Origin of the sequence: Bifidobacterium catulorum, from assembly GCF_003129925.1 — a bacterium.
GTDB lineage: Bacteria > Actinomycetota > Actinomycetes > Actinomycetales > Bifidobacteriaceae > Galliscardovia > Galliscardovia catulorum.
In genome coordinates this window covers 16,202-36,311 of the sequence record NZ_QFFN01000019.1, presented here as the reverse complement: position 1 = coordinate 36,311, position 20,110 = coordinate 16,202, and the positions used below count along the sequence as shown (strand labels likewise).

Below are 20,110 nucleotides of genomic sequence, written 5' to 3'. Positions count from 1 at the left end.
GGGCCTCTCCTTCGTTGTTCAGCCTGTAAGCCTGTCAGCTACAGAGCATCATAACCATGATGGCGGTCAGCGTCGTTTCGGCGGGGCCGGCGGCGCGCCGACGAGACCGGATTTCGACAACGGTGCGGCGGTGGCGTGACGCAGCGCGAGGACGGCGCCGAAGACAAGCGTGGAGACGGCGAAGATCAGCATCGCGCCGGACACGCGCGCACCGGCCGCCGCCCAGCGGGCGCTGTATTGCAGACCGGGGCCGAGCTGCCAGACGATGTACAGTCCGTAGATCGTGGCCATGACGCCGCCGACGATCATGACCGTTCCGACGATCTGCACGGTGGCGGACGACATGCGGGTGCCGAGCGGGTCCATGCCCGACCCGCTCGTGCAGGCGAGCATGATGAGCGTGAGACCGCCGACGAGCAGCACCGCCATGATGGCGTCGGACGGGCGATGCGCGCCGATGACGACGACGGAGCAGCCGACGAGGGCCGTGTACAGGGCGCCGAGGATGGCGAACAGCGCCCGCAGGACGCGCGGCACCGCGCATGCGAGCGCGACGGCGGCGACGGCGGCCATGGCCGTGTGTCCCGACGGGGCGGTGTTGCCCACGTTGAGCTGCGACATGTTCAGCAGCGGACGCGGCAGCATGCCTTTGAGCAGTTCGGCGGCCGCGAATGCGACGATGGCAAGGACGACGAGCTGCGCGAGCAGGCGCCAGCGTTTGCGTATGACGACGACGATGGCTGCCACCACGCCGGCGACGACGTCGACGACGGCGGAGACCGCGATGTGCAGACCACCGAACGAGAACGATTTCGAGAGGATTCCGGCGATGGCGGCGAGCCATCCGGGAAGACTCGACGAGAAGCCGGCGTAGGCGAGGTTGTCGTATTCCTGACCGCCCATGGTCTGCACGGCCACCCACCAGACGACGATGGCGGCGGCCACGGCGAATGCGCCGAACACGGCGGCGAGGACGATGCTGGAGCCGCGTGGCCGGGTGTCGAGCGGATCGGCGCCGGAGTCCACGTCGATCCGGTTCGCGGACGGCGTGCGGCGACGGGACGAGCGGGCGGCGGAACGCCCGACGTCGTCCGTGTCGCCATCGTCCGTATTGCCATCGTCGGCGCCACCATCGTCGGCGACGCCGGCCGCGAACTCGGAGAAGCCGCCGTCCATGATGTCGTCCGCGGTCTGGCGACGGGCCGACCGCTGCGTCCCCGCGACCGGCTCGAACGAGACGGGCATCGGGGACCGCGTCGCACCCGGCGCACCCGCCGGTGTTCCCAGTGTTCCCGGTGTTCCCAATGTTCCCAACGTCCCCATCGTTCCCAACGCTCCATCGGGGACGCCCGTCGTCTCGGGCTCACCGTCCAACGGTTCGAGATACAGTTTCGTCCGCTTCTTGTCACTCATAGTCACGACTTTAGGGCCGGAACCGGTGAAACGGCCCCCGTCCGCCCGAACCATCCCGTTTTGTTCACCAGACCCGCGAATTGCCATTCCATAACTTGGTAAATCCGTCCATGAAACCCCGATTATCGGGGTCCAGATGAACGTTTCCACCAAATTAGGGTCTATGGAGCCCCGAATTAGGGCGATACGAATCATTGGAGGAAAAATTGGAAAGGCCTCGGACACTATTGTTTCCGAGGCCTTGAGTGCGCCAGACAGGATTCGAACCTGCAACCTTCTGATCCGTAGTCAGATGCTCTAATCCATTGGGCTACTGGCGCATGTTCCGCATTGGAACCGGGTTCCAACCGAACGACTCGAATACAATAAGCCAGTGATGAATTCTGCGCAAATTTGAAGTTACATACGGCGTGTCGCCAATGATTCCAACGAAACGCAATGACCGACATGCCAGGCGGGAAGGGGGTGCCGGCATGTCGGTCACAATTTCTTCACGGTAGTTGGTTATCGTTCACAACCGCCGGGAACAACCCGACTGCGTTCGCGGCCGACCACCGTCCTCGGGGACGTGGCATCAGCCCTCCGCCTTGTCCGCCTTCGGGACGAGGAAGGAGACCAGCAGGGCGAGGACCAGCATGGCCGCACCGGCGACCATGGAGGCCGCGTATCCCGCGGTCGCGCCACCGGAGGCGGTAAAGGCGTTGAGGAAGGCGTACAGGACGGCGAAGCTCAGACCGGCGCCCAGATTGAACGCGCCGGAGTTGAGACCGGGCAGGTAGCCGGGGTTGTCCTCCGGGGAGAGCACGACGCCAAGACCGTTGAGCATGATGTTCGCAGTGCCGGCGTAGGAGACGCCGAGGCCGACGGACATGACGACCATGGCCCACACGCTCGGGGCGTTGGAGACGTACACGCCGAACAGGGCGCCCACGATGCTCACCAGCAGGCCGGCGCGCAGCACGTTGTGGTAGCCGAACCGGGATGCGAGCAGACCGGCGACAGGACCGAACGCCAGACCGACGAGCGCGTACGGGGTGAGCGTGGCGAAGGAGACGATGCTGGCGCTCATGCCGGCACCGGCCTCGGCGTCCTGCGCGAGGGCGGGGACCACGCCGTTCATGATGGCGAACACGCCGGTCATGGTGAGCAGCGTGGTGAGCAGCAGGCCCCAGGTACGACGCTGCTTCATGTACTTGGTCGGGATCATCGGATCCTTATGCCGCTTCTCGATCTGCCAGAAGATGACGAAGAACACCGCGGCCACGACGACCTCGCCGCCGATGAGCGCCCAGTTTGCCTCGCCGAGCTTCTGGATCTCCTGGGTGACCATGTAGGCGGCGAGGAACGCGACGCCCAGGGTGACGACGCCGCCCCAATCCATCTTCGGGGTCTCCTTGGCGGTGGATTCCTCGGCGAAGCCGAGCACGAGCACGATGGCGAGCACGGCCACGCCGACCATGACCCAGAACACGGAACGGAACCCGAAGGTGCCGGCGAGCCAGCCGCCCAGGATGGCGTCGACGCCGCCGATGCCGCCGTTGACGGCCGTGAGGATGGCCATGAGCTTGGCGTACTTGGCGTCCTCGGTGACCTTGGCGTGCAGCATGATGAGGGCCATCGGCACGATCGGTCCGGCGACGCCCTGCACCACGCGGCCGATCATCAGCATCGTCACGTTGACGGCGAGCGCGGAGATGGCGCAGCCGACGCCGGTGAGCACGAGGATGCCGAGCAGCACCTTCTTACGGCCGATGAGGTCGCCGAGTCGCGGCAGGAACAGGGAGAACAGCGCGCAGGAGGTGAAGAACACCGTCTGCGTCAGCCCGATCTGCGCGGCCGTGGTGTTCAGCTCGTTCTGCATGGTCGTCAGCGCGGGCGACAGCATGGAGGCGTTGAGCTGGAAGGCGAAGATCGCGGCCATGAGCGCGGTCATCAGGGCGACGACGGACTTGCCGCCCGAGTCGAGCATCTTGGTTTCGTTGGTTTCGGTCATGATTCATTCACTTCTATGATTGGGTTTTCCGATGAGTTACGGCTGGATTCGGAGAATCCCGGATGGCCCCGATCAGCCGATGGTCTTGATGGCGTCGATGATGAGGCTCCAGAACTTCTCGAAGTCGAGCTTGACGGCCACCTGGGTGTTGCATTCGTCGGCGGACGGCTCCGGACCGCGAAGGTCGGCGACGGTCATGCCGAGGGTCAGGTCGCCGTGGATCTCCACGTCGAGCGGGCAGCGGCGCGTGGTCATGACGCTCGGGTCGATGAGGTAGGCCACGGTGCACGGGTCGTGCACCGGCGGGTCGATGAAGTCCTGGTTGCCCTGGTAGGCCTTGCGGAAGAAGTCCATGAGGCCGCTGGCGAAGTGCGCCAGATCGGTGTCGATGGCGTTGATGCGGCCCTGCACCTCGGGCGTGCACAGCGCCTGATGCGTCAGGTCGAGGCCCACCATGGTCAGACGGTGCCACGGCTCGTTGAACACGATGTGCGCGGCCTCGGGGTCCACCTTGATGTTGAATTCGGCGCAGGCGCTCCAGTTGCCCACGTGGTAGCCGCCGCCCATGAGCACGATCTCCTTGACGCGGTCCACGATCCTCGGCTCGAGGCGGCATGCCATGGCGATGTTGGTGAGCGGCCCGGTGGGCACGAGCGTGATGGTGTTCGGCTCGTTGCTCATGATGGTGTCGATGATCCAGTCGACGGCGTGGCCCTCGTCAAGCGGACGGCTCGGTTCGGGCAGCTCGACGCCGTCGAGGCCGGTGTCGCCGTGGATGGACGCGGCCACTTCGAGCGGACGCAGGATCGGCCGGTCGCAGCCGCGGTGCACGGGGACGTCGGTGGCGTGCGCCGCCTCAAGCACGGCGCGGGCGTTGTATGTCACCTTGTGCAGGCTCTGGTTGCCTCCGACCGTGGTGACGCCCACCAGCTCGATGTCCGGGTTGCCCACGGCGAGCAGGATGGCCATCGCGTCGTCGTGACCGGGGTCGCAATCGAGAATGATCTTCTTGGTCATGGTGATCTCCTTATGTAGGTTCACTGCTTTGTGTCGACGATTTCAGCGTACGCCAAAGGCCTCCAGCAATTGCCGGGCCTCGGCGGGTCCGATGTCGCGCGGCGTGTTGCCGGCGAAGCGTTCGTAGGCCACCGCCTGGGCGTTGGCGAGCAGCTCGTCGCGGTCGATGCCGTAGTCCTCGAAGGGATGCAGCCCGAGCATCCGGTCGCGGAACTCCTTGAACGCGCGGACGGCGATGACGGTGGTCTGCTCCTCCGGAGCGTTCTCCGGGTAGACGGCGCCGAGGATCTGGCCGATCTCGCGCACCTTGTGCGGCATTACGGGCGCGACGAACTCCATGACGCCGGGCAGCGCGTAGCCGACGGCCTCGCCATGCACGATGTGGTATTTCGAACCGAGCACGTGCGCGATGGAGTGTCCGGCGATGGTGCCGGCGTTGTTGAGCATCCATCCGGCCAGGGTGGCGGCCACCATCACGCGTTCGCGGGCTTCGCGGTCCTCGCCGTTGCGCACCGCGCGCGGCAGGTAGTTGTACAGCAGGAACATCACCTTCTCGCATACGGCGTCGGTGATGGGGCTGGCCATGCGCGAGAGGTAGCCTTCGGCGGCGTGGCAGAAGGCGTCGAGACCGCTGGCGATGGTCATGCGCGGCGGCAGACCGATCGTGAGATCGGGGTTGAGCACCGCGTATTCGCTGACGGCCGGGTCGGCGAGCACGGCGAGTTTGCGCTGCGTGGCGCCGTCGGTGACGACGAGCGCGTTGGAGACCTCGCTTCCGGTGCCGGACGTGGTGGGCACGGCGATCATGCCCGGGCAGTCGGCGATCGGCACGTTCGGATCGGTGTAGTCGATGATCTCGCCGCCGTTGACGCGCACGATGTTCACGCCACGGGCCACGTCCATGGAGCTGCCGCCCCCGATGGCGATGATGCTGTCGGCCTCGTGGGCGCGGAACGCCTCCACGCCGGCGGCCACGGTCTCGCACAACGGGTCGGGACGCACCTCGTCGAACACGGCGCAGTCGATGCCGTCGTCGGCGAGCTTCCGCCGGGCGGCCACGACGAGCGGCATCGTGGCGACGAACGAATCGGTGACGAACAGCGGCCGACGGTATCCCTCCGCGTTCAGGATCTCAAGCAAGGTCCCGCCGAGGTCGTCGGTGCAGACGACCTTGACCTTCTGCAGCATCTTGACTTCCATCAGGCGCCCACCTCGGCGGCCGCGGCGTCGGCGTTCCGGCAGAACTCACGCACCTTGTCGATGTCCTTCTCCATGTAGCCGCCGTCGTATTTGATGCTGGTCTTGGTCAGCGAATCGACGCCGTACGGCCTGCACTGGCGGATGGCGTCGGCCACGTTCTCGGGACCGAGGCCGCCGGCCATGATGACCGGCTTGCCGCATTCGGCCACGATGCGCGCGTCGATGGACCAGTCGTGGGTCTGGCCGCTGGCGCCGATGCCGGTGTCGGGGGCGAGGCCGGAGTCGGTGAGGATGAAGTCGCAGTATTGCGCGTACTTCTTGGCGCGGTCGACGGCGGATTCGTCGTCCACGAGCACGGCCTGCATGAGCTTGGTGTTCGGGGCCACGGCCTTGAGGCGCTTGGCGAACGCCTCGTCGGCGGCGTAGCCGTCGCCGGCCACGTGCAGGATGTCGGGCTGGATCTCCTCGGCCAGTTCGATCATCTCGTCGGGGTCGTTGGTCAGCATGATCGCCACGGAGACCACGCCACGCCGTTTGCATTCGTCGAAGATGCGGTGCACGCGCTCCAGCGGCACGCGGTGGGCTGGCACGCCGCCGTTCTGCATGGGCACCAGGCCGATGTGGTCGGCACCGGCCTCCATGGTCTTGACGCTCTCGTCGTATTCGATCAGCGAGTACAGCTGCTTGACTACCATGTGTGCTCCTTTGTCTCTGTATCGGGTTGTATCGGTCGTTGTGGTCGGTATGGTTGTTCGGTTGATTGTTCGTCGTATGCGCCGCGAGGCCGCGTCCGTGCTGATCGGTCCGCCCGTCACACGGCGAGCGTCGCGTCCGCCATCTTGCCGCGGATGCGTTCCACGGTGATGTCGGGCACGGCCTTGGTGCATTCGAGGGCGATGCTGGACGCCGCCTGCGCGATGCGCCCGGTCTCGGCCAGGTCACGTTCCGGATCGTCGAAGTAGCTCCACGTGATCGCCGCCATGCCGGAGTCGCCGGCGCCGTTCGCCGTGGCGATCTCGGTCAGGTACGGCGGCACCTGCACCATCACGTCGCCGTCCGCGCGGCGGCTCGCGCACAGGATGCCCTGCACGCCAAGCGAGATGAACACGTTGCGCACGCCCTTGTCGAGCAGTGCCTTCGCGGCCGCGCGGGCGCTGTCCGCGTCCTCCACGTCGATGCCGGTGAGCACCGAGGCTTCGAGGTCGTTGGGCTTGAGCACGGTCATCTTGTCGAGGATCGGCTCGAAGCGATGCGCCTTCACGGTCGACACGGTGTCGCCGAACAGCGGTGCCGTCACGTGCTCGCCGATCCACGCCATCGTCTCGGATGCGAGGTTGGCGTCCAGCAGGCAGATCGCCGCCCCGTTGATGAAGTCGAGGCGTTCGGCGAGGAATTCCGGCGTGATCCTCTTGCAGATGTCCATGTCGTTGACGGCCACCAGCATGTCGCCGGTCTCGTCGGTCACGAACATGTACGTGGAGGTGCGTTCTCCCTTGAGCTGCGCCGCCTGGTCGAGACGGATGCCGTTGCCCTCGCATGCGGCCTTCAGCGCGAATCCGTTCGCGTCGTCGCCGTATACGGTCACGAGATACGTCGGCACGCCCAGATGGGCCAGGTTCTGTGCGATGTTCTGTCCGACGCCGCCCGCCGACATGCTTACCACGCCGGGGTTGGAATCACGGTTCACCACCGTCTCGTGCGGCCGTCCGCAGATGTCTATGTTCATGCCGCCGATGACCACCACGTAGGGGTCCCGTCCGGTCGACGAATAATCACCCATGATTATTCTCCTTCGAGTTTCCGCGTCTTCCTTGACCAAGTTCAGGGCGCTGCCACCTGTCGACATATTCGTGGACCAAACGATATCAACATTTGTTTAGTGCTCTAAACTTTTGTTAGATAAAACACTACACCATGCCCCGCAAACATGTCAACCACGGTGATTCGCGCGTGTCCTGCGCAATACGCGCCCATGCAAGATGACGTATGGATGATTCCGGAACATCATGGGCCGCATATCGTCGCCCCATGCATCGGACCGATTCGCGGGCGGACGTCCATCGAACGGTCTTCGACGACCCCGTCGAACAGTCTTCGCCGGCCTCGTCAACAGTATGAAGTCCGCAGAATAAAGCCCGCAGTTACGATCGGAACCGTTCGGCCCGCTCACGCAGCAGATCGGCGGACATGCCGGGATTCACGGCCTCGTTCGACTCCGCGGTCAGCGACGCCGCCGCCACCGCCAGCCGTCCGCTCTCCCCGAAACCGCATCCGAGGCCACGCGCCCACGTCAACGCCGCGACGGCCGAGGCCCCGGCGCCGTTGGTGTTCCGGTCGGACGAAGCCTTCCCCGACAGCGGGAAATACACCGATTCGTCGGCATTCCGGTACAGCATCCCCTTGTTGCTGCCATGCACGCACACGTTGCGCACGCCACGCCGAATCAGCACGTCGGCGCAACGCCGTGCGGACTCCTCGTCCGTCACCTTCACGCCGGACAGCACCTCGGCCTCCACGAAGTCGAGCACCAGCGTGTCAAGCCGCTCGGGACGAGACAGCAGACGCCGGGCCTTGTTCACCGACACCGATTTGGCGAAGACCGGGCGGTCGCAATTGTCGTACACCCAGTCGATGGCCTGTTGGGAGAGATTGGAATCGATGACCACCCGGTCGGCGTTGTCGACGACCGACCGTCGTTCCTCCAAAAAATCGGGGGTGATGTTCCCGTTGATGCCCATGTCGTCAAGCCCGACCATGCGGTCGCCGTCAGGCTGATTGACATACAGATACGTGGATGTGCCGACGCCGGTCAGCTGCCGGGAATAGGTGATGTCCATGCCGTTGCGGACGGCGTCCGATTTGAACAGCTCCCCGTTGTAGTCGTCGCCATACACGGTGACGAGGTAGTTCGGCACGTCCAGACGGCACAGGTTCAGCGCGATATTGCGGCCGACCCCGCCGAGCTTGTAGAACACATGCCCCTCGTTGGAACTGCCGCCGACGATCCGATGGGAGGCGACGCCGAACACGTCCATGTTGACCGCGCCGATGACGGCCACATAGCTGGGAGGAGCCACGATATAGCCGCGGCCGCGAAGATATCCCTTTTTGATGAGATTGGAGATGTGCACGGCGACGCTGGACCGGGTGATGCCGGCCAGTTCAGCCAATTCGTTCTGGCTGATCATCGGATTCTGCGTGATCCACAGCAGTATCTGACGTTCGCGTTCGGTCATGAGGTCCCCTGGGAAAAAGAAAAGACCCCTACGCACCCGCCAGAGACCGCTTACCCTTGCTGCATTCCTGCCCTGGGGGGATTGGGCGGCGTAACGCCGCGTAGGAGCCGGATAGCCACTATACAGCATCGCCGTGGACGACACAACCGTGTCACGCGGGCCGGGTCGCGTGACACGGGCCAGGTCGCGTGACGCGGTCCACCCGCACCACGTAACGCAGTCGTCAAAACGTTGGAATTGCAACGTTTCCAACAACACGTGACACGGTCCACCCGCACCACGTGACGGCAGCCGCACCATGTGACGGCAGCCGACCCATATGACGCATAATCCCGCCATGTACCATGGAACAGCAACCCAACCATGTGAGAAAAGTCGAGGAAATCCATGGAATTCAATCCCAACAACACCGATCTCGTGATCGTCGGCGCGGGCCTGTTCGGCCTGACCGTCGCGCAACAGGCGGCCGAACACGCCGGCGCCCGGGTCCATATCATCGACGTGCGTGACCACATCGGAGGCAACGCCTACTCGTATTTCGACGACGAGACCGGCATCGAGATCCACAAGTACGGCGCCCACCTGTTCCATACGTCGAACGCCCGCGTGTGGGAATACGTCAACCGCTTCACCGAGTTCACCGACTACGTGCACCGCGTGTACACCACGCACGACGGCGAGGTGTTCCCGCTGCCGATCAACCTCGGCACCATCAACCAGTTCTTCCACGCCTCCTACACGCCGGCCGAGGCGAAACGGCTCATCGAGGAGCAGGCCGGCGAATACGCCGACATCACGCCGAAGAACCTCGACGAACAGGGCAAGAAGCTCATCGGCAAGCCGTTGTACGAGGCATTCATCAAGAACTACACGGGCAAGCAGTGGCAGACCGACCCGGCCGAGCTTCCGGCGAGCATCATCCGCCGCCTGCCGGTGCGGTTCAACTACAACAACCGGTATTTCAAGGACACGTGGGAGGGCCTGCCGAAGGACGGCTACACGGCATGGTTCGAAAAGATGATCGCCGACCCGCGCATCGAGGTGTCGCTCGGCGTCGACTTCTTCGACGAATCGCAGCCGATGAACAGGAAGGCCATCCAGGCGGCCGGCATCCCCGTGGTCTACACGGGCCCGATCGACAGGTACTTCGACTACGACCTCGGCGAACTCAAGTGGCGCACGGTCGACTTCAAGGAGCGCCGCTACGACGAGGACGACCACTTCGGCTGCCCGGTCATGAACTACGCCGACGCCGACGTACCGTTCACCCGCGCCATCGAGTTCAGGAACTTCAACCCCGAACGCGCGGATTCGTACAAGCCCGGCAGGACGGTCGTGTGGGAGGAGTACTCGCGCTTCGCCCGGCGCGGCGACGAACCCTACTACCCCATCAACACCGAGGACGACAAGAACATCTACGCGCAGTATCAGGCGAAGGCGGCGCTGGAGCCGAACACCGTGTTCGGCGGGCGTCTCGGCACCTACAAGTACTACGACATGCACCAGGTGATCGACACCGCCCTGACCGCCTATGACGAGCAGGTCGCCCCGCTGCTGAGGAAGTAGCCACTCCCCGCGCAACGGCCGCCGTACCGACCGGCCCTACTCCTCCTTGCGGGACGGGGCCGGCGTCGGCGTGGCAGCGGCGGACTTGGACGAATCCGTGTCGTCGCTGTCGTGGTCGCTGAACTCGGTGGGCGCGATGGTCGGGTCGGGAACGCCGGCCGCGTTCTTGGTGCCTTCGGGCATTTCGCTTTCCGCCTCAAGCTGGCTCACCGAACGGTTCTCGCGCGGCAGCGACATGAACGCCGTGTCCTTGAGATAGCCTTCGCCGTCGGTGATGTCGTATTGGATGAGGCGATAATCCTCCAGCAGCTCCTGCGTGGCCTTGTCCGCCTTGGTGATGTCCACGCGGTTGCCTTTCCTGTCGAGATACAGCGCCTGGCCGTCGGGGATGCGCGACCAGCTTTGGATCTGGTTCACCACGGGCGGCTCCAATGCGGGCACCTTGTCGTGCAGTTCGGTGAGGAACGCCAGATAGGGGCTCACCTTCGCGTTCATGTGTTCGGCGGTCTGCGCCATGAAATAGTTGGGCGAGGTGATGGCCGAGGTGGAGTCGGGCAGTTTGGTGCCATGTGACTGCGACGCCTTGTTCGACCAGATGAAGTAGTCGGTCTCATGCAGAGCCACGGAGTTGTTCGCGTCCGAGGACGCGGAGGCGTAGATGCCGGGCAGATGGTCGCCGTAGAAGATCACGGTGATGGGCTTGCTGATGTTGTCGAGCTGGTCGAGGAAGCTCCTGGTGGCCTGGTCGGTGTATTCCATGCCTTTGGCGTAGGTCTGGATCTGCGTGGTCTCGTCGAGGCCGAGCGGCGAGTCGGGATCGGTGCTCGACGCCTTGAACTCGTTGTCGTTGTACCAGTTGTCGTAGTTCATGTGGTTCTGCATGGTCAGCACCGAGAGGAACTGGCTTTTATCGGTGTCGATCTTTTCGAGCAGGCTCTGGTAGGCGTCGGAGTCACGCACGTACGGCGAGCTGTCGATGCGGTCCTGGTGGGCGATAACGTCGGGCTCGTTCAGCGTCCAGAAGTGGGCGAACCCGAATTTTTTGTAGTTCTCGCGGCGCGAATACATGGAGGACTCGTATGGATGGAACGCCTGGGAGTCCTTGCCGCCGTTCCACAGCTGGTTGAAGGTGGGCGTCCATGTGAGCTTGGGGACGAGCTGCTGGTAGGGCGAGCTGAGCGAGGCGTCGAAGTTTGCCATGGACAGGCCGGTCATCGCCATGAACTCCATGTTCGCGGTGCCGCCGCCGTAGCCGGCGGACAGCATCCTGCCGGATGTCGTGGTCGTTTTGATGGCGCGGACGTTCGGCATCGGATCCTTGTTGAGGCTCAGGCCGGGCACGCGGGTCGGGTCGGAGAACGATTCGGAGAGCACCATGATGACCGTGCTGTCCTGCATGTTCACGGCGCGGTCCTTGTTGATGGTCTCCGCCTCGGCCGCGTATTTCTTGGCGATCGCCTTCATCGTGGCCTGCGAGTAGTTCGCCGGCTCATCCATGACCTTGGGGTTGACGAATCGCGCGAAGCCCATGAGCGTGCCGTTCGCCTGGGCGTCCTCGACGGAATCCCAGAGCTTCGGCGAGTCGCCGAGCGCCTGCGCGAACGAGTTCGACCATGAACCGGTGGTGCCGAGGCCGGCGGCGAACAGGCCGACGAACAGCGACGGCATAATGACGAGCACCACGCGCGTGGTGATGGAGAGTCGCCGGTCGTCGAAGTCGACGAACCGTCGCCGTCCGTCACGATGCCGCAGCGAATAGCAGATCACGACCATGGCGAGGAAGAATATGGCCGCGTTCATGAATATGCGCCCGGACCCGCTGGGAATGAAGCCGGCCATGTTGCCGGCGTCGCTTTTGAGGAAGCCCAGGTCTGAGGGTTTGATGGTCTCGTAGCGCGCGCCCACCTTGAACCGTTCCGCCACCGCGCAGAATCCCACGATGGAGAGGAACAGGGGCGTGGCCGTCCAGAACCGGTTGACGATCATCAGCAGCACGAGGTAGACCATGCCGAGCAGCAGCATGTTCAACGCGAACTGGAATTGGCCGCTTGCCCACATCTTGGAGATGAAGCCGCCGAAGCCGCGCAACGGTTCCACGGTCCATACGCTCCACTGCAGCAGGCCCACGGCCACGGCGTCGACCACGAGGAACGCGACGACGTAGAACCACCAGGGCAGCGGCCTGTGCTCGATCAGACGGACACGACCGGAGTCACCGGGATCATCGATGCCGTCGCCGCTCGTCCCGGTGTCGGAGATGACGCCCGCATCATGCATGTCGGCGTCCGACGGCTTGTCGTCATCGGCCACGTTCTGGTCCACGGTCACGTGCAGTCTCCTTCGTCGTGATATCGCCCCCGCCGCGGCATCGTCGGCGGATCCGACGGACGCCGACGGCCGATATCGGGGAATCCGGTCATCGTCAATGTATTCCGACAACCGGCCAGTGTAACCAACGAACCTGAAAAAATCGGAGAATATACACCTTCTTGGGGCCTTCACGTACGGCGAACGGTATACGGACGGTGAAATATCGACGATATTTCAAGGATGACGACGATAAATCGTACGAATAGTATGAACGTTTGCCATCGTCGGAAGCATTCCCGACGATTCGCGGGGTAGCCTGAAAGTTATGGCTTCCCAGACTCGTCGATCAATCAGATCAGCCGCCTCCTCCCCCAGAACGGCGGGGGGCGCGGTGAACAGGCCGACCTCGCACACGCCGAACGCCGGCGGATCGCATCGACCCCCGAAGAAGAAAAAGAAGCACAGGATCCTCAAGGGCATACTGCTGTTCCTCCTGCTGTGCATCGTGGCGGGCGGCGGCACGTTCGCGTTCCTGTATGCGACGACGGAGGTGCCCGACCCCGAGAAGATCGCCATGGCCGAGAAGACGACCGTCTACTACAACGACGGCAAAACGGAGATCGGAAGCTTCGCCGAGCAGAACCGCGAGATCATCGACTGCTCCGCGCTGCCGGACTACGTGGGCAACGCGATCGTGGCGTCGGAGAACCGCACGTTCTGGTCCGACAGAGGCATCGACCTGCGCGGCATCGGACGCGCGCTCGTGAACAACGTGACCAAGGGCACGCGCCAGGGCGGATCGACCATCACACAGCAGTATGCGGAACGCTACTACCTCGGCGAAACCACCACATACAAGGGCAAGATCAAGGAGGCGTTCCTCGCGCTGAAGATCGCCCAGTCGCAGGACAAGGACAAGGTCCTGTGCAACTACATGAACACCATCTACCTCGGCCGCAACGCCTACGGCATCCAGGCGGCGGCGAAGGCGTACTTCAACAAGGAGGCCAAGGACCTCACGCTCTCCGAGGCGGCCACGCTGGCCGGCATCATCCCCTCGCCGAACAACTGGGACCCGGCCAAGAACAAGACCATGGCCGAACAGCGGTTCAAGCGCGTGCTCAACATCATGAGCGAGGACGGCTACATCACGGCCAAGGAGAAGAGCGACGCCAAACTGCCGAACACGGTGAAGCAGAGGACCGACAACATCTACCAGGGCACCAAGGGCTATCTGCTCATGATGGTGCGCAACGAGCTCGTCAACTCGAAGGCGTTCACCGAAACCGACATCGACACCGGCGGCTACAAGATCATCACCACGATCGACAAGGCCAAGCAGGACCTCATGTACAAGACGGCCACGCCCAGCGACAAGGAGAAGGGCATACCGGACGGCGTGCAGGTGGGCAGCATCTCGGTAAACCCGAAGAACGGCTCCATCATCTCCATCTACGGCGGCGAGGACTTCCTCACCCACCAGCTCAACAACGCCACGCAGGCCACCTACGAGGTCGGCTCCACGATGAAGCCGTTCGTGCTGCTGTCGACGGTGCAGAAGGGCGTGAGCCTCAACACCGTGTTCAACGGCAACTCGCCGCGCACGTTCCCCGGCATCACCACGCCGATGAGCAACTCCGGCGGGGTGAGCTACGGCTACATCAACCTGTACCAGGCCACGGCCAACTCGGTGAACACCGTCTACATGGACCTCGCGCAGCATCTCGGCTCGCAGACCATCATCGACACGGCGCACACGGCCGGCATCAAAGGCAACATCGCGAACGACGCCTACACGGCGCTCGGCAACTCCGGTCTGAGCGTGATGGACATGGCCCGGGGCTTCTCCACGATCGCGAACCAAGGGCAGAAACCCACCGTGCACATCGTGCAGCAGGTGAACAATTCGTCGGACAAGGAGCTGTACAAGGGCCCGACGGGCGCCGAACGCGTGTTCGACGCGAACGACGTCGGACTCGTTGTCAAGGCCATGGAGGGCGTGATCCAGTACGGCACCGGTTCGGAGGCGAGCTCCATCGGCAAGACCATGGCCGGCAAGTCCGGCACCGCGAACGATGCCAAGGCCGTGAGCTTCGTGGGCTTCACGCCCAACACGCTCACGATCTTCGCCATGTGGAACCCGGGCAAGGACGGCTCCGCACAGGAGATGCCGACGTTCAACGGATACCAGAGCGGCATGGGATACCCGGCGCACCTGTTCACGCTGTATATGTCGCAGGCGCTTGAAGGCGTGGCCGACGAGCAGTTCCCCGAAGCCACGGACGACGGCACGGTCGGCGGCACGGACGGCACGTGGGGCACCGGCGGCGGCTCCTCATACTCCGGTGGGTCGAGTTCGCAGGACCAGAACCAGAACAGCGATGAAAACCAGAGCCAGGACCAGAACGGTTCGAGCGCCAGCCCGTCGCCCTCGCAGTCGTACCAGATGCAGGAGCAGGACGAATCGTCGACGCAGAACCAGAACGGCGGAACGACGGAGCAGCAGGGCGGATCGTCGTCGGGCGGGTCCGAGCAGCAGGGCGGATCGTCAAACGGCGGGTCGTCGTCGAACGGCGGCAGCCAGAGCGGCACGACGGAACAGGGCGGCAGCCAGTCGCAGCAGCAGGGGCAGACCAACAACAGCACCCAGTGATGGCGACGGGGGAGCCGAGCAGAAGCCGAACGCCCCAGCCGACCGACTCCCCTCAGTCAGGCTACGCCTGACAGCTCCCCTCGACCACGAGGGGAGCCAGTTGGAGAACATCCCATCCAATCGGCTCCCCGGGAATCAGAAGCCGAACATCCACTCCAATCGGCTCCCCTCCCCGAGGGGAGCTGTCGAACGAAGTGAGACTGAGGGGAGAACCACCCCAAACATCCCTCCCCGTAAAGGCGCCAAATCCCACGCGCCGACAAAAAACTCCCCCGCGAATGCGGGGGAGTGCAACCACACGGCGAGCGACGAAAACTCAGCGCTCGGAACGGTTGATGGCCGAGATGATGGCCTTCAACGAGCTCGTGGTGATGGAGGAGTCGATGCCGACGCCCCAGATCACCTGGGATTCGGGCGCGTCACCGATCTCGCATTCCACATAGGAGGCGGCCATGGCGTCGGTGCCGGCGGTCATGGCGTGCTCCACGTAATCCATCACGGAGACGTTGATGCCCAGCGCGCTGATCGCGTTGAGGAACGCGGCGATCGGGCCGTTGCCCACACCGGAAAGCTGGCGCTCGACCGGTTCGGCAGTCTTGTCAGCGCCGCGGTCCAGCACGGTGGCATTGAGCACGGTGTCGGAGCCGTCCTCGCCGGAGGAGACGGAGACCTTGAGCAGCTTGAGACGTCCCCACTGCTTGAGGGAGGCATCGGAGGTGTCGCCCACCACATGGCCGGCCGCGGTCTCACCACCGGACTCGACCGGAAGGTACTCGTCCTTGAAGAGGCGCCAGATGTCCTCGTCCTTGACTTCCTTCTTGGTGTCGTCGGCGTACTTCTGCACGATCTTGTCGAACTCCACCTGCAGGAGCTTCGGCAGATCGAGGTTGTGGTTCGTCTTGAGCAGATAGGCCATGCCGCCCTTGCCGGACTGCGAGTTCACGCGGATGATGGCCTCGTACGTACGGCCGATGTCCTTCGGGTCGATCGGCAGGTACGGCACAAGCCACACGAACTTGTCGAGGTCGGCACCGGCGCGGTCGGCGGCCATCTGACGGGCCTCCAGACCCTTCTTGATGGCGTCCTGATGCGAGCCGGAGAACGCGGTGAACACGAAGTTGCCCGCGTACGGATGACGTTCGGAGATCTTGATCTGGTTGCAGTATTCGACGGTCTTGCGAATCTCCGGCACATTGGAGAAGTCGATCTGCGGGTCCACTCCCTGCGTGAGCAGGTTTAGGCCGAGCGTGACGAGGTCGACGTTGCCGGTGCGCTCGCCGTTGCCGAGCAGGCAGCCCTCGACGCGGTCGGCGCCGGCGAGCACGCCCAGCTCGGTGGCGGCCACGCCCATGCCCTCGTCGTTGTGCGGATGCAGGGAAAGCACGATGGCGTCGCGGTCCTTGAGATGCGTGGAGACGTATTCCACCTCGTCGGCGAACACGTTCGGCGTGGTCATCTCCACCGTGGCCGGCAGATTGATGATCATCGGATGCTCGGGCGTCGGCTTGATGACGTCGATGACCGCGTTGCACACCTCGACGGCGTATTCCGGCTCGGTGCCGGTGAACGATTCCGGCGAGTACTCGTAGTAGAGATCGATGCCCTCGGCCTCGCCCTCAAGGTTCTTGCACAGTTCGGCGGCGTCGGTGGCGAGCTTCTTGATCTCGGCGCGGTTCTTGCGGAACACGACCTCGCGCTGCAGCACGGAGACCGAGTTGTAGAAGTGCACGATGGCGCGCTTGGCGCCCTTGAGCGCCTCGTAGGTGCGGCGGATCAGGTGCTCGCGGCACTGGGTGAGCACCACGATGGTCACGTCGTCGGGGATGAGCTCGCGTTCGATGAGCATGCGGATGAAGTCGAAGTCGGTCTCCGAGGCGGACGGAAAGCCGACCTCGATCTCCTTGTAGCCCATGGAGACGAGGAGGTTCCAGAAGCGCAGCTTGCGTTCGGAGTCCATCGGGTTGACGAGCGCCTGGTTGCCGTCGCGAAGATCGACGGAGCACCAGCGGGGCGCACGCTTGAAGGTCTTGTCCGGCCAGGTGCGTTCGGGGAAGCTGAACGGCACCTGAAGCTCATAGGATGCGTACTTGTTGTACGGCATGGCGCTCGGCTTCTGCGGGGAGCCGATGAAACGCGCGGGAGGCAGCAGCGGGTCGTTGTTCCCTCCGTTGGATGCCGCCGCAGCAGCCGCAAGATCGAATACCGAGTCAACGTCGGGGTTATGATCCTGGCCCATAACTTCCTCCTTTTCCATATAGAACGGCGCCGGTTGCGCCGTAGATTCATGTTCGGCGGCCTTTCGACCACCAACTTTCACAGTTTACAAGCCGGCGACAACAGAAACACCGGGCGGCTCGAAACCCTGTCACATACCCGCAGGACAGGTGGGAATCCGAAAAGTCACCGGCCATGACCGGCGCGATACGACCGCATGATCACACGATGCGGCGATGGGCGGCCCAGCGGGCGAGTTCGCCGCGATTGGAGAGCTGGAGCTTGCGCAGCACCTTGGAGACGTGGGTCTCGACGGTCTTGATGGAGATGAACAGTTCTGCGGCCACCTCCTTGTAGGAGTAGCCGCGGGCGATGAGCCGCATGACCTCCTGCTCGCGGGGGCTGAGTACGTCGATGTCGATGTCGTCGTCGAGATCGCCGTCGAGGTCGGGGACCGTGGGCTGCGGCGTCCGTGCCCCGGACGCGGGCGGCGACTGTGCGGGGCCGAGCGCGTTGAGCACGAATCCGGCCAGTTTCGGACTGAACACCGCGTAGCCTTCGGCGACCTGGCGGATGGAGGCGATGAGGTCGTCGGCGGTGATGGTCTTGGTCACGTAGCCCCGGGCGCCGGCGCGGATGACCGCGCCCACATCCACCGGCGCGTCGGAGACGGACAGCGCCAGATACAGCGTATGCGGCGCGTACGGCATGCTGCGCAGGATGATCTCCGACCCGCCTCCGCCCTCGCCACCCGGCACGTGCACGTCGAGCAGCACCACATCCGGCTTGGTCTCGGCAATCATGCGCACTGACGACTCCACGTCACCGGCCTGTCCGACGATCTCAAGATCATCGGCGGCCGAGGTGATCGCCGCGATCACGCCCGCCCGAAACAGGTCGTGGTCGTCCACCACGCCGATGCGGATTCTCCGAACATTGTCTCCCACGGCTTCTCCGGTCATATTCGCTCCTTGTTCCTCGTCTTCAGTATGGCATCATTGCCGCCGGTCACGGATTCCCTAGACCCGGCGATCCGAAGCTGCCTGAGCGAAGCCTCACTACTCGCGTTTCAGCTTCTCAGCGGCTGGGTGAGTCGCACCTCGGTGCCCCATCCGGGCCGGGAGACGATCTCGGCGGTGCCCCCGGCTCGTTTCATGCGTCCAAGGATCGACTCCTTCACCCCAAGATGACCGGCAGGCAGCCGATCCACGTCGAAGCCCCCGCCATGGTCGCGGACGAACACCTGCACACGGTCCGCCCCCACCTCCGCATATACGGAGATCGGTGCGGCACCGTGCTTGGCCGCATTGTTCATGGCCTCGACGGCCGCATAGAGCAGCGCCTCCAGATTCGGCGTATACGGGCACTCCCCCACCACGACCACGTCGATGGGCTTCTCCCGGGCATCCTCCACACCGGCCGAGACACGCTTGATCACGCGGGACAACGGCTCCCGTGCACCGGGCGGCGGCACGGCTGGCGGCGGGGCGGCCGCCGACGGTCCGGGGCCGGCCTTCATCGGGGGCTCGGACGGCGGAACGGAACCGGTCGCCGGCATGGCGGCGGGGCCGGGCGCCCCCATCGAGGAGGCGGCCGCCTCCGGATCGCCGTACAGCCATTCGCGCAGGTCACGCTCCTGGGCCCTCGCCAACGCCGCGACCTTGGTCGCGTCCCCGGACTGCATCTGGATCAACGCCAACGTCTGCAATACGGAATCGTGAAGCCGGGAGGCGATGTCGGCCCGAAGCTCCTCACTGGCCGTGCGCGCACGCTGCATCCCAAGATCGGAGACCAGACTGATCCACCATGGCGCTATGATCACGCCCAAGGCAAGGATCATCACGAATCCGGCTACCGCACCCTGAATCAGCGACACCAGACGCAGCACCGTGCTGAACATGACCAGCACGCCGACGATGGTCGTCATCATGCTGACCGCCGTGACGACGATGGTGATGCGACTGGTATGCATCTCCGGATGCAGCTGGTCGTCCATGACGAAGCTCATCTGTGCCCAGCCGACCGCCACGCCGATGAACACCATGGACAGTCCGACCACGACGCGGTCCGGCAACCCCACCATCACGCCCCAGGTCGTCAGTCCGATCGCGAGGACACCCACCAGCGCCGTGACCACGCCGACCGTCGCCGGCCGCACGTTGCGCTGCGACTCCCGGATCCGGCTCGCCGCATCCACGAGGGAGCTCAGCGTGGTGCGTCGCAGGGGCGAGTCGAAAGCGGGGTCCCCGGCCCCTGCACCTGTCCCCGAGGAATCGCTCCCCGCCGGGTGCGTCCGGCCCGGTGAAGGGCCCATACGATTGGGTTCTGCCATGATGACGCTCCTTCTCGTCTTGGGGAGGTCCTTCAACTGTAACAATCCCCACGTCGCCGAGAACGCGGGTTCGGGGTTCCCACCCATGAATCAGGGAACGTTCAGGGTGTTCCCCCATAGCGTTCGATGCCGCTGCGCGGTGGAATGGAATCAACGAAGATCGTTTCCGAAGAGAT

13 protein-coding genes, 1 tRNA gene and 1 other RNA gene are annotated in these 20,110 nt (G+C 64.2%); 2 read left to right on the top strand and 13 right to left on the bottom strand.

Going from position 1 to position 20,110, the window contains the following annotated elements; translation table 11 throughout:
- Nucleotides 1-66 precede the first annotated feature (66 nt).
- The 9 genes from DF200_RS07300 to ffs form a co-directional block, all read right to left on the bottom strand.
- On the bottom strand, nucleotides 67-1,413 hold the full coding sequence (locus tag DF200_RS07300) for a phosphatase PAP2 family protein (RefSeq protein WP_158275806.1): 1,347 nt from the start codon (nucleotides 1,411-1,413) through the stop codon (nucleotides 67-69).
- Nucleotides 1,414-1,659: 246 nt separating this feature from the next.
- Nucleotides 1,660-1,733 (bottom strand) — tRNA-Arg (locus tag DF200_RS07295).
- Between the two features lie 254 nt (nucleotides 1,734-1,987).
- On the bottom strand, nucleotides 1,988-3,406 hold the full coding sequence (gene uriT / locus DF200_RS07290) for a uridine transporter UriT (protein ID WP_109137620.1): 1,419 nt from the start codon (nucleotides 3,404-3,406) through the stop codon (nucleotides 1,988-1,990).
- 72 nt (nucleotides 3,407-3,478) lie between these two features.
- Nucleotides 3,479-4,423 carry a uridine-preferring nucleoside hydrolase UriH gene (uriH, locus tag DF200_RS07285; RefSeq protein WP_109137619.1) on the bottom strand — a complete coding sequence of 315 codons (945 nt, stop codon included), beginning with the start codon at nucleotides 4,421-4,423 and terminating at the stop codon, nucleotides 3,479-3,481.
- 42 nt (nucleotides 4,424-4,465) lie between these two features.
- On the bottom strand, nucleotides 4,466-5,623 hold the full coding sequence (locus DF200_RS07280) for an iron-containing alcohol dehydrogenase (protein ID WP_109137618.1): 1,158 nt from the start codon (nucleotides 5,621-5,623) through the stop codon (nucleotides 4,466-4,468).
- Nucleotides 5,623-6,318: a phosphoribosylanthranilate isomerase gene (locus tag DF200_RS07275; RefSeq protein ID WP_109137617.1), complete on the bottom strand. Its 696-nt coding sequence runs from the start codon at nucleotides 6,316-6,318 to the stop codon at nucleotides 5,623-5,625. The genes DF200_RS07280 and DF200_RS07275 overlap by 1 nt, the downstream gene beginning before the upstream one ends.
- A gap of 116 nt (nucleotides 6,319-6,434) precedes the next feature.
- Nucleotides 6,435-7,403, bottom strand: a complete 969-nt coding sequence (locus DF200_RS07270) for a PfkB family carbohydrate kinase (RefSeq protein WP_109137616.1) — start codon at nucleotides 7,401-7,403, stop codon at nucleotides 6,435-6,437.
- A 361-nt stretch (nucleotides 7,404-7,764) separates the two neighbouring features.
- The gene (locus DF200_RS07265) at nucleotides 7,765-8,859 is read right to left on the bottom strand and encodes a PfkB family carbohydrate kinase (RefSeq protein WP_109137615.1); all 1,095 of its coding nucleotides are present in this window, start codon (nucleotides 8,857-8,859) and stop codon (nucleotides 7,765-7,767) included.
- 17 nt (nucleotides 8,860-8,876) lie between these two features.
- Nucleotides 8,877-8,971, bottom strand: an RNA gene (ffs, locus tag DF200_RS07260) — signal recognition particle sRNA small type.
- Between the two features lie 275 nt (nucleotides 8,972-9,246).
- On the opposite strand from ffs, the gene glf reads away from it, so the two are divergent.
- Nucleotides 9,247-10,425: a UDP-galactopyranose mutase gene (gene glf, locus DF200_RS07255; RefSeq protein ID WP_109137614.1), complete on the top strand. Its 1,179-nt coding sequence runs from the start codon at nucleotides 9,247-9,249 to the stop codon at nucleotides 10,423-10,425.
- 36 nt (nucleotides 10,426-10,461) lie between these two features.
- On the opposite strand, the gene DF200_RS07250 is transcribed toward glf, so the two are convergent.
- Complete coding sequence (locus DF200_RS07250; protein ID WP_241520185.1) at nucleotides 10,462-12,753, bottom strand: LTA synthase family protein; 2,292 nt, start codon at nucleotides 12,751-12,753, stop codon at nucleotides 10,462-10,464.
- Between the two features lie 307 nt (nucleotides 12,754-13,060).
- Between DF200_RS07250 and DF200_RS07245 the strand changes: the two genes are divergently transcribed.
- Nucleotides 13,061-15,388 carry a transglycosylase domain-containing protein gene (locus DF200_RS07245; RefSeq protein WP_109137613.1) on the top strand — a complete coding sequence of 776 codons (2,328 nt, stop codon included), beginning with the start codon at nucleotides 13,061-13,063 and terminating at the stop codon, nucleotides 15,386-15,388.
- A 316-nt stretch (nucleotides 15,389-15,704) separates the two neighbouring features.
- Here the strand turns inward: DF200_RS07245 and leuA are convergent, their stop codons facing one another.
- The 3 genes from leuA to DF200_RS07230 form a co-directional block, all read right to left on the bottom strand.
- Nucleotides 15,705-17,624: a 2-isopropylmalate synthase gene (gene leuA / locus DF200_RS07240; RefSeq protein WP_109137612.1), complete on the bottom strand. Its 1,920-nt coding sequence runs from the start codon at nucleotides 17,622-17,624 to the stop codon at nucleotides 15,705-15,707.
- A gap of 199 nt (nucleotides 17,625-17,823) precedes the next feature.
- Nucleotides 17,824-18,564 (bottom strand): LuxR C-terminal-related transcriptional regulator, encoded by a 741-nt coding sequence (locus DF200_RS07235; RefSeq protein WP_109137611.1) that lies wholly within the window; start codon nucleotides 18,562-18,564, stop codon nucleotides 17,824-17,826.
- Between the two features lie 107 nt (nucleotides 18,565-18,671).
- On the bottom strand, nucleotides 18,672-19,934 hold the full coding sequence (locus tag DF200_RS07230) for a sensor histidine kinase (RefSeq protein WP_158275805.1): 1,263 nt from the start codon (nucleotides 19,932-19,934) through the stop codon (nucleotides 18,672-18,674).
- Nucleotides 19,935-20,110 lie beyond the last annotated feature (176 nt).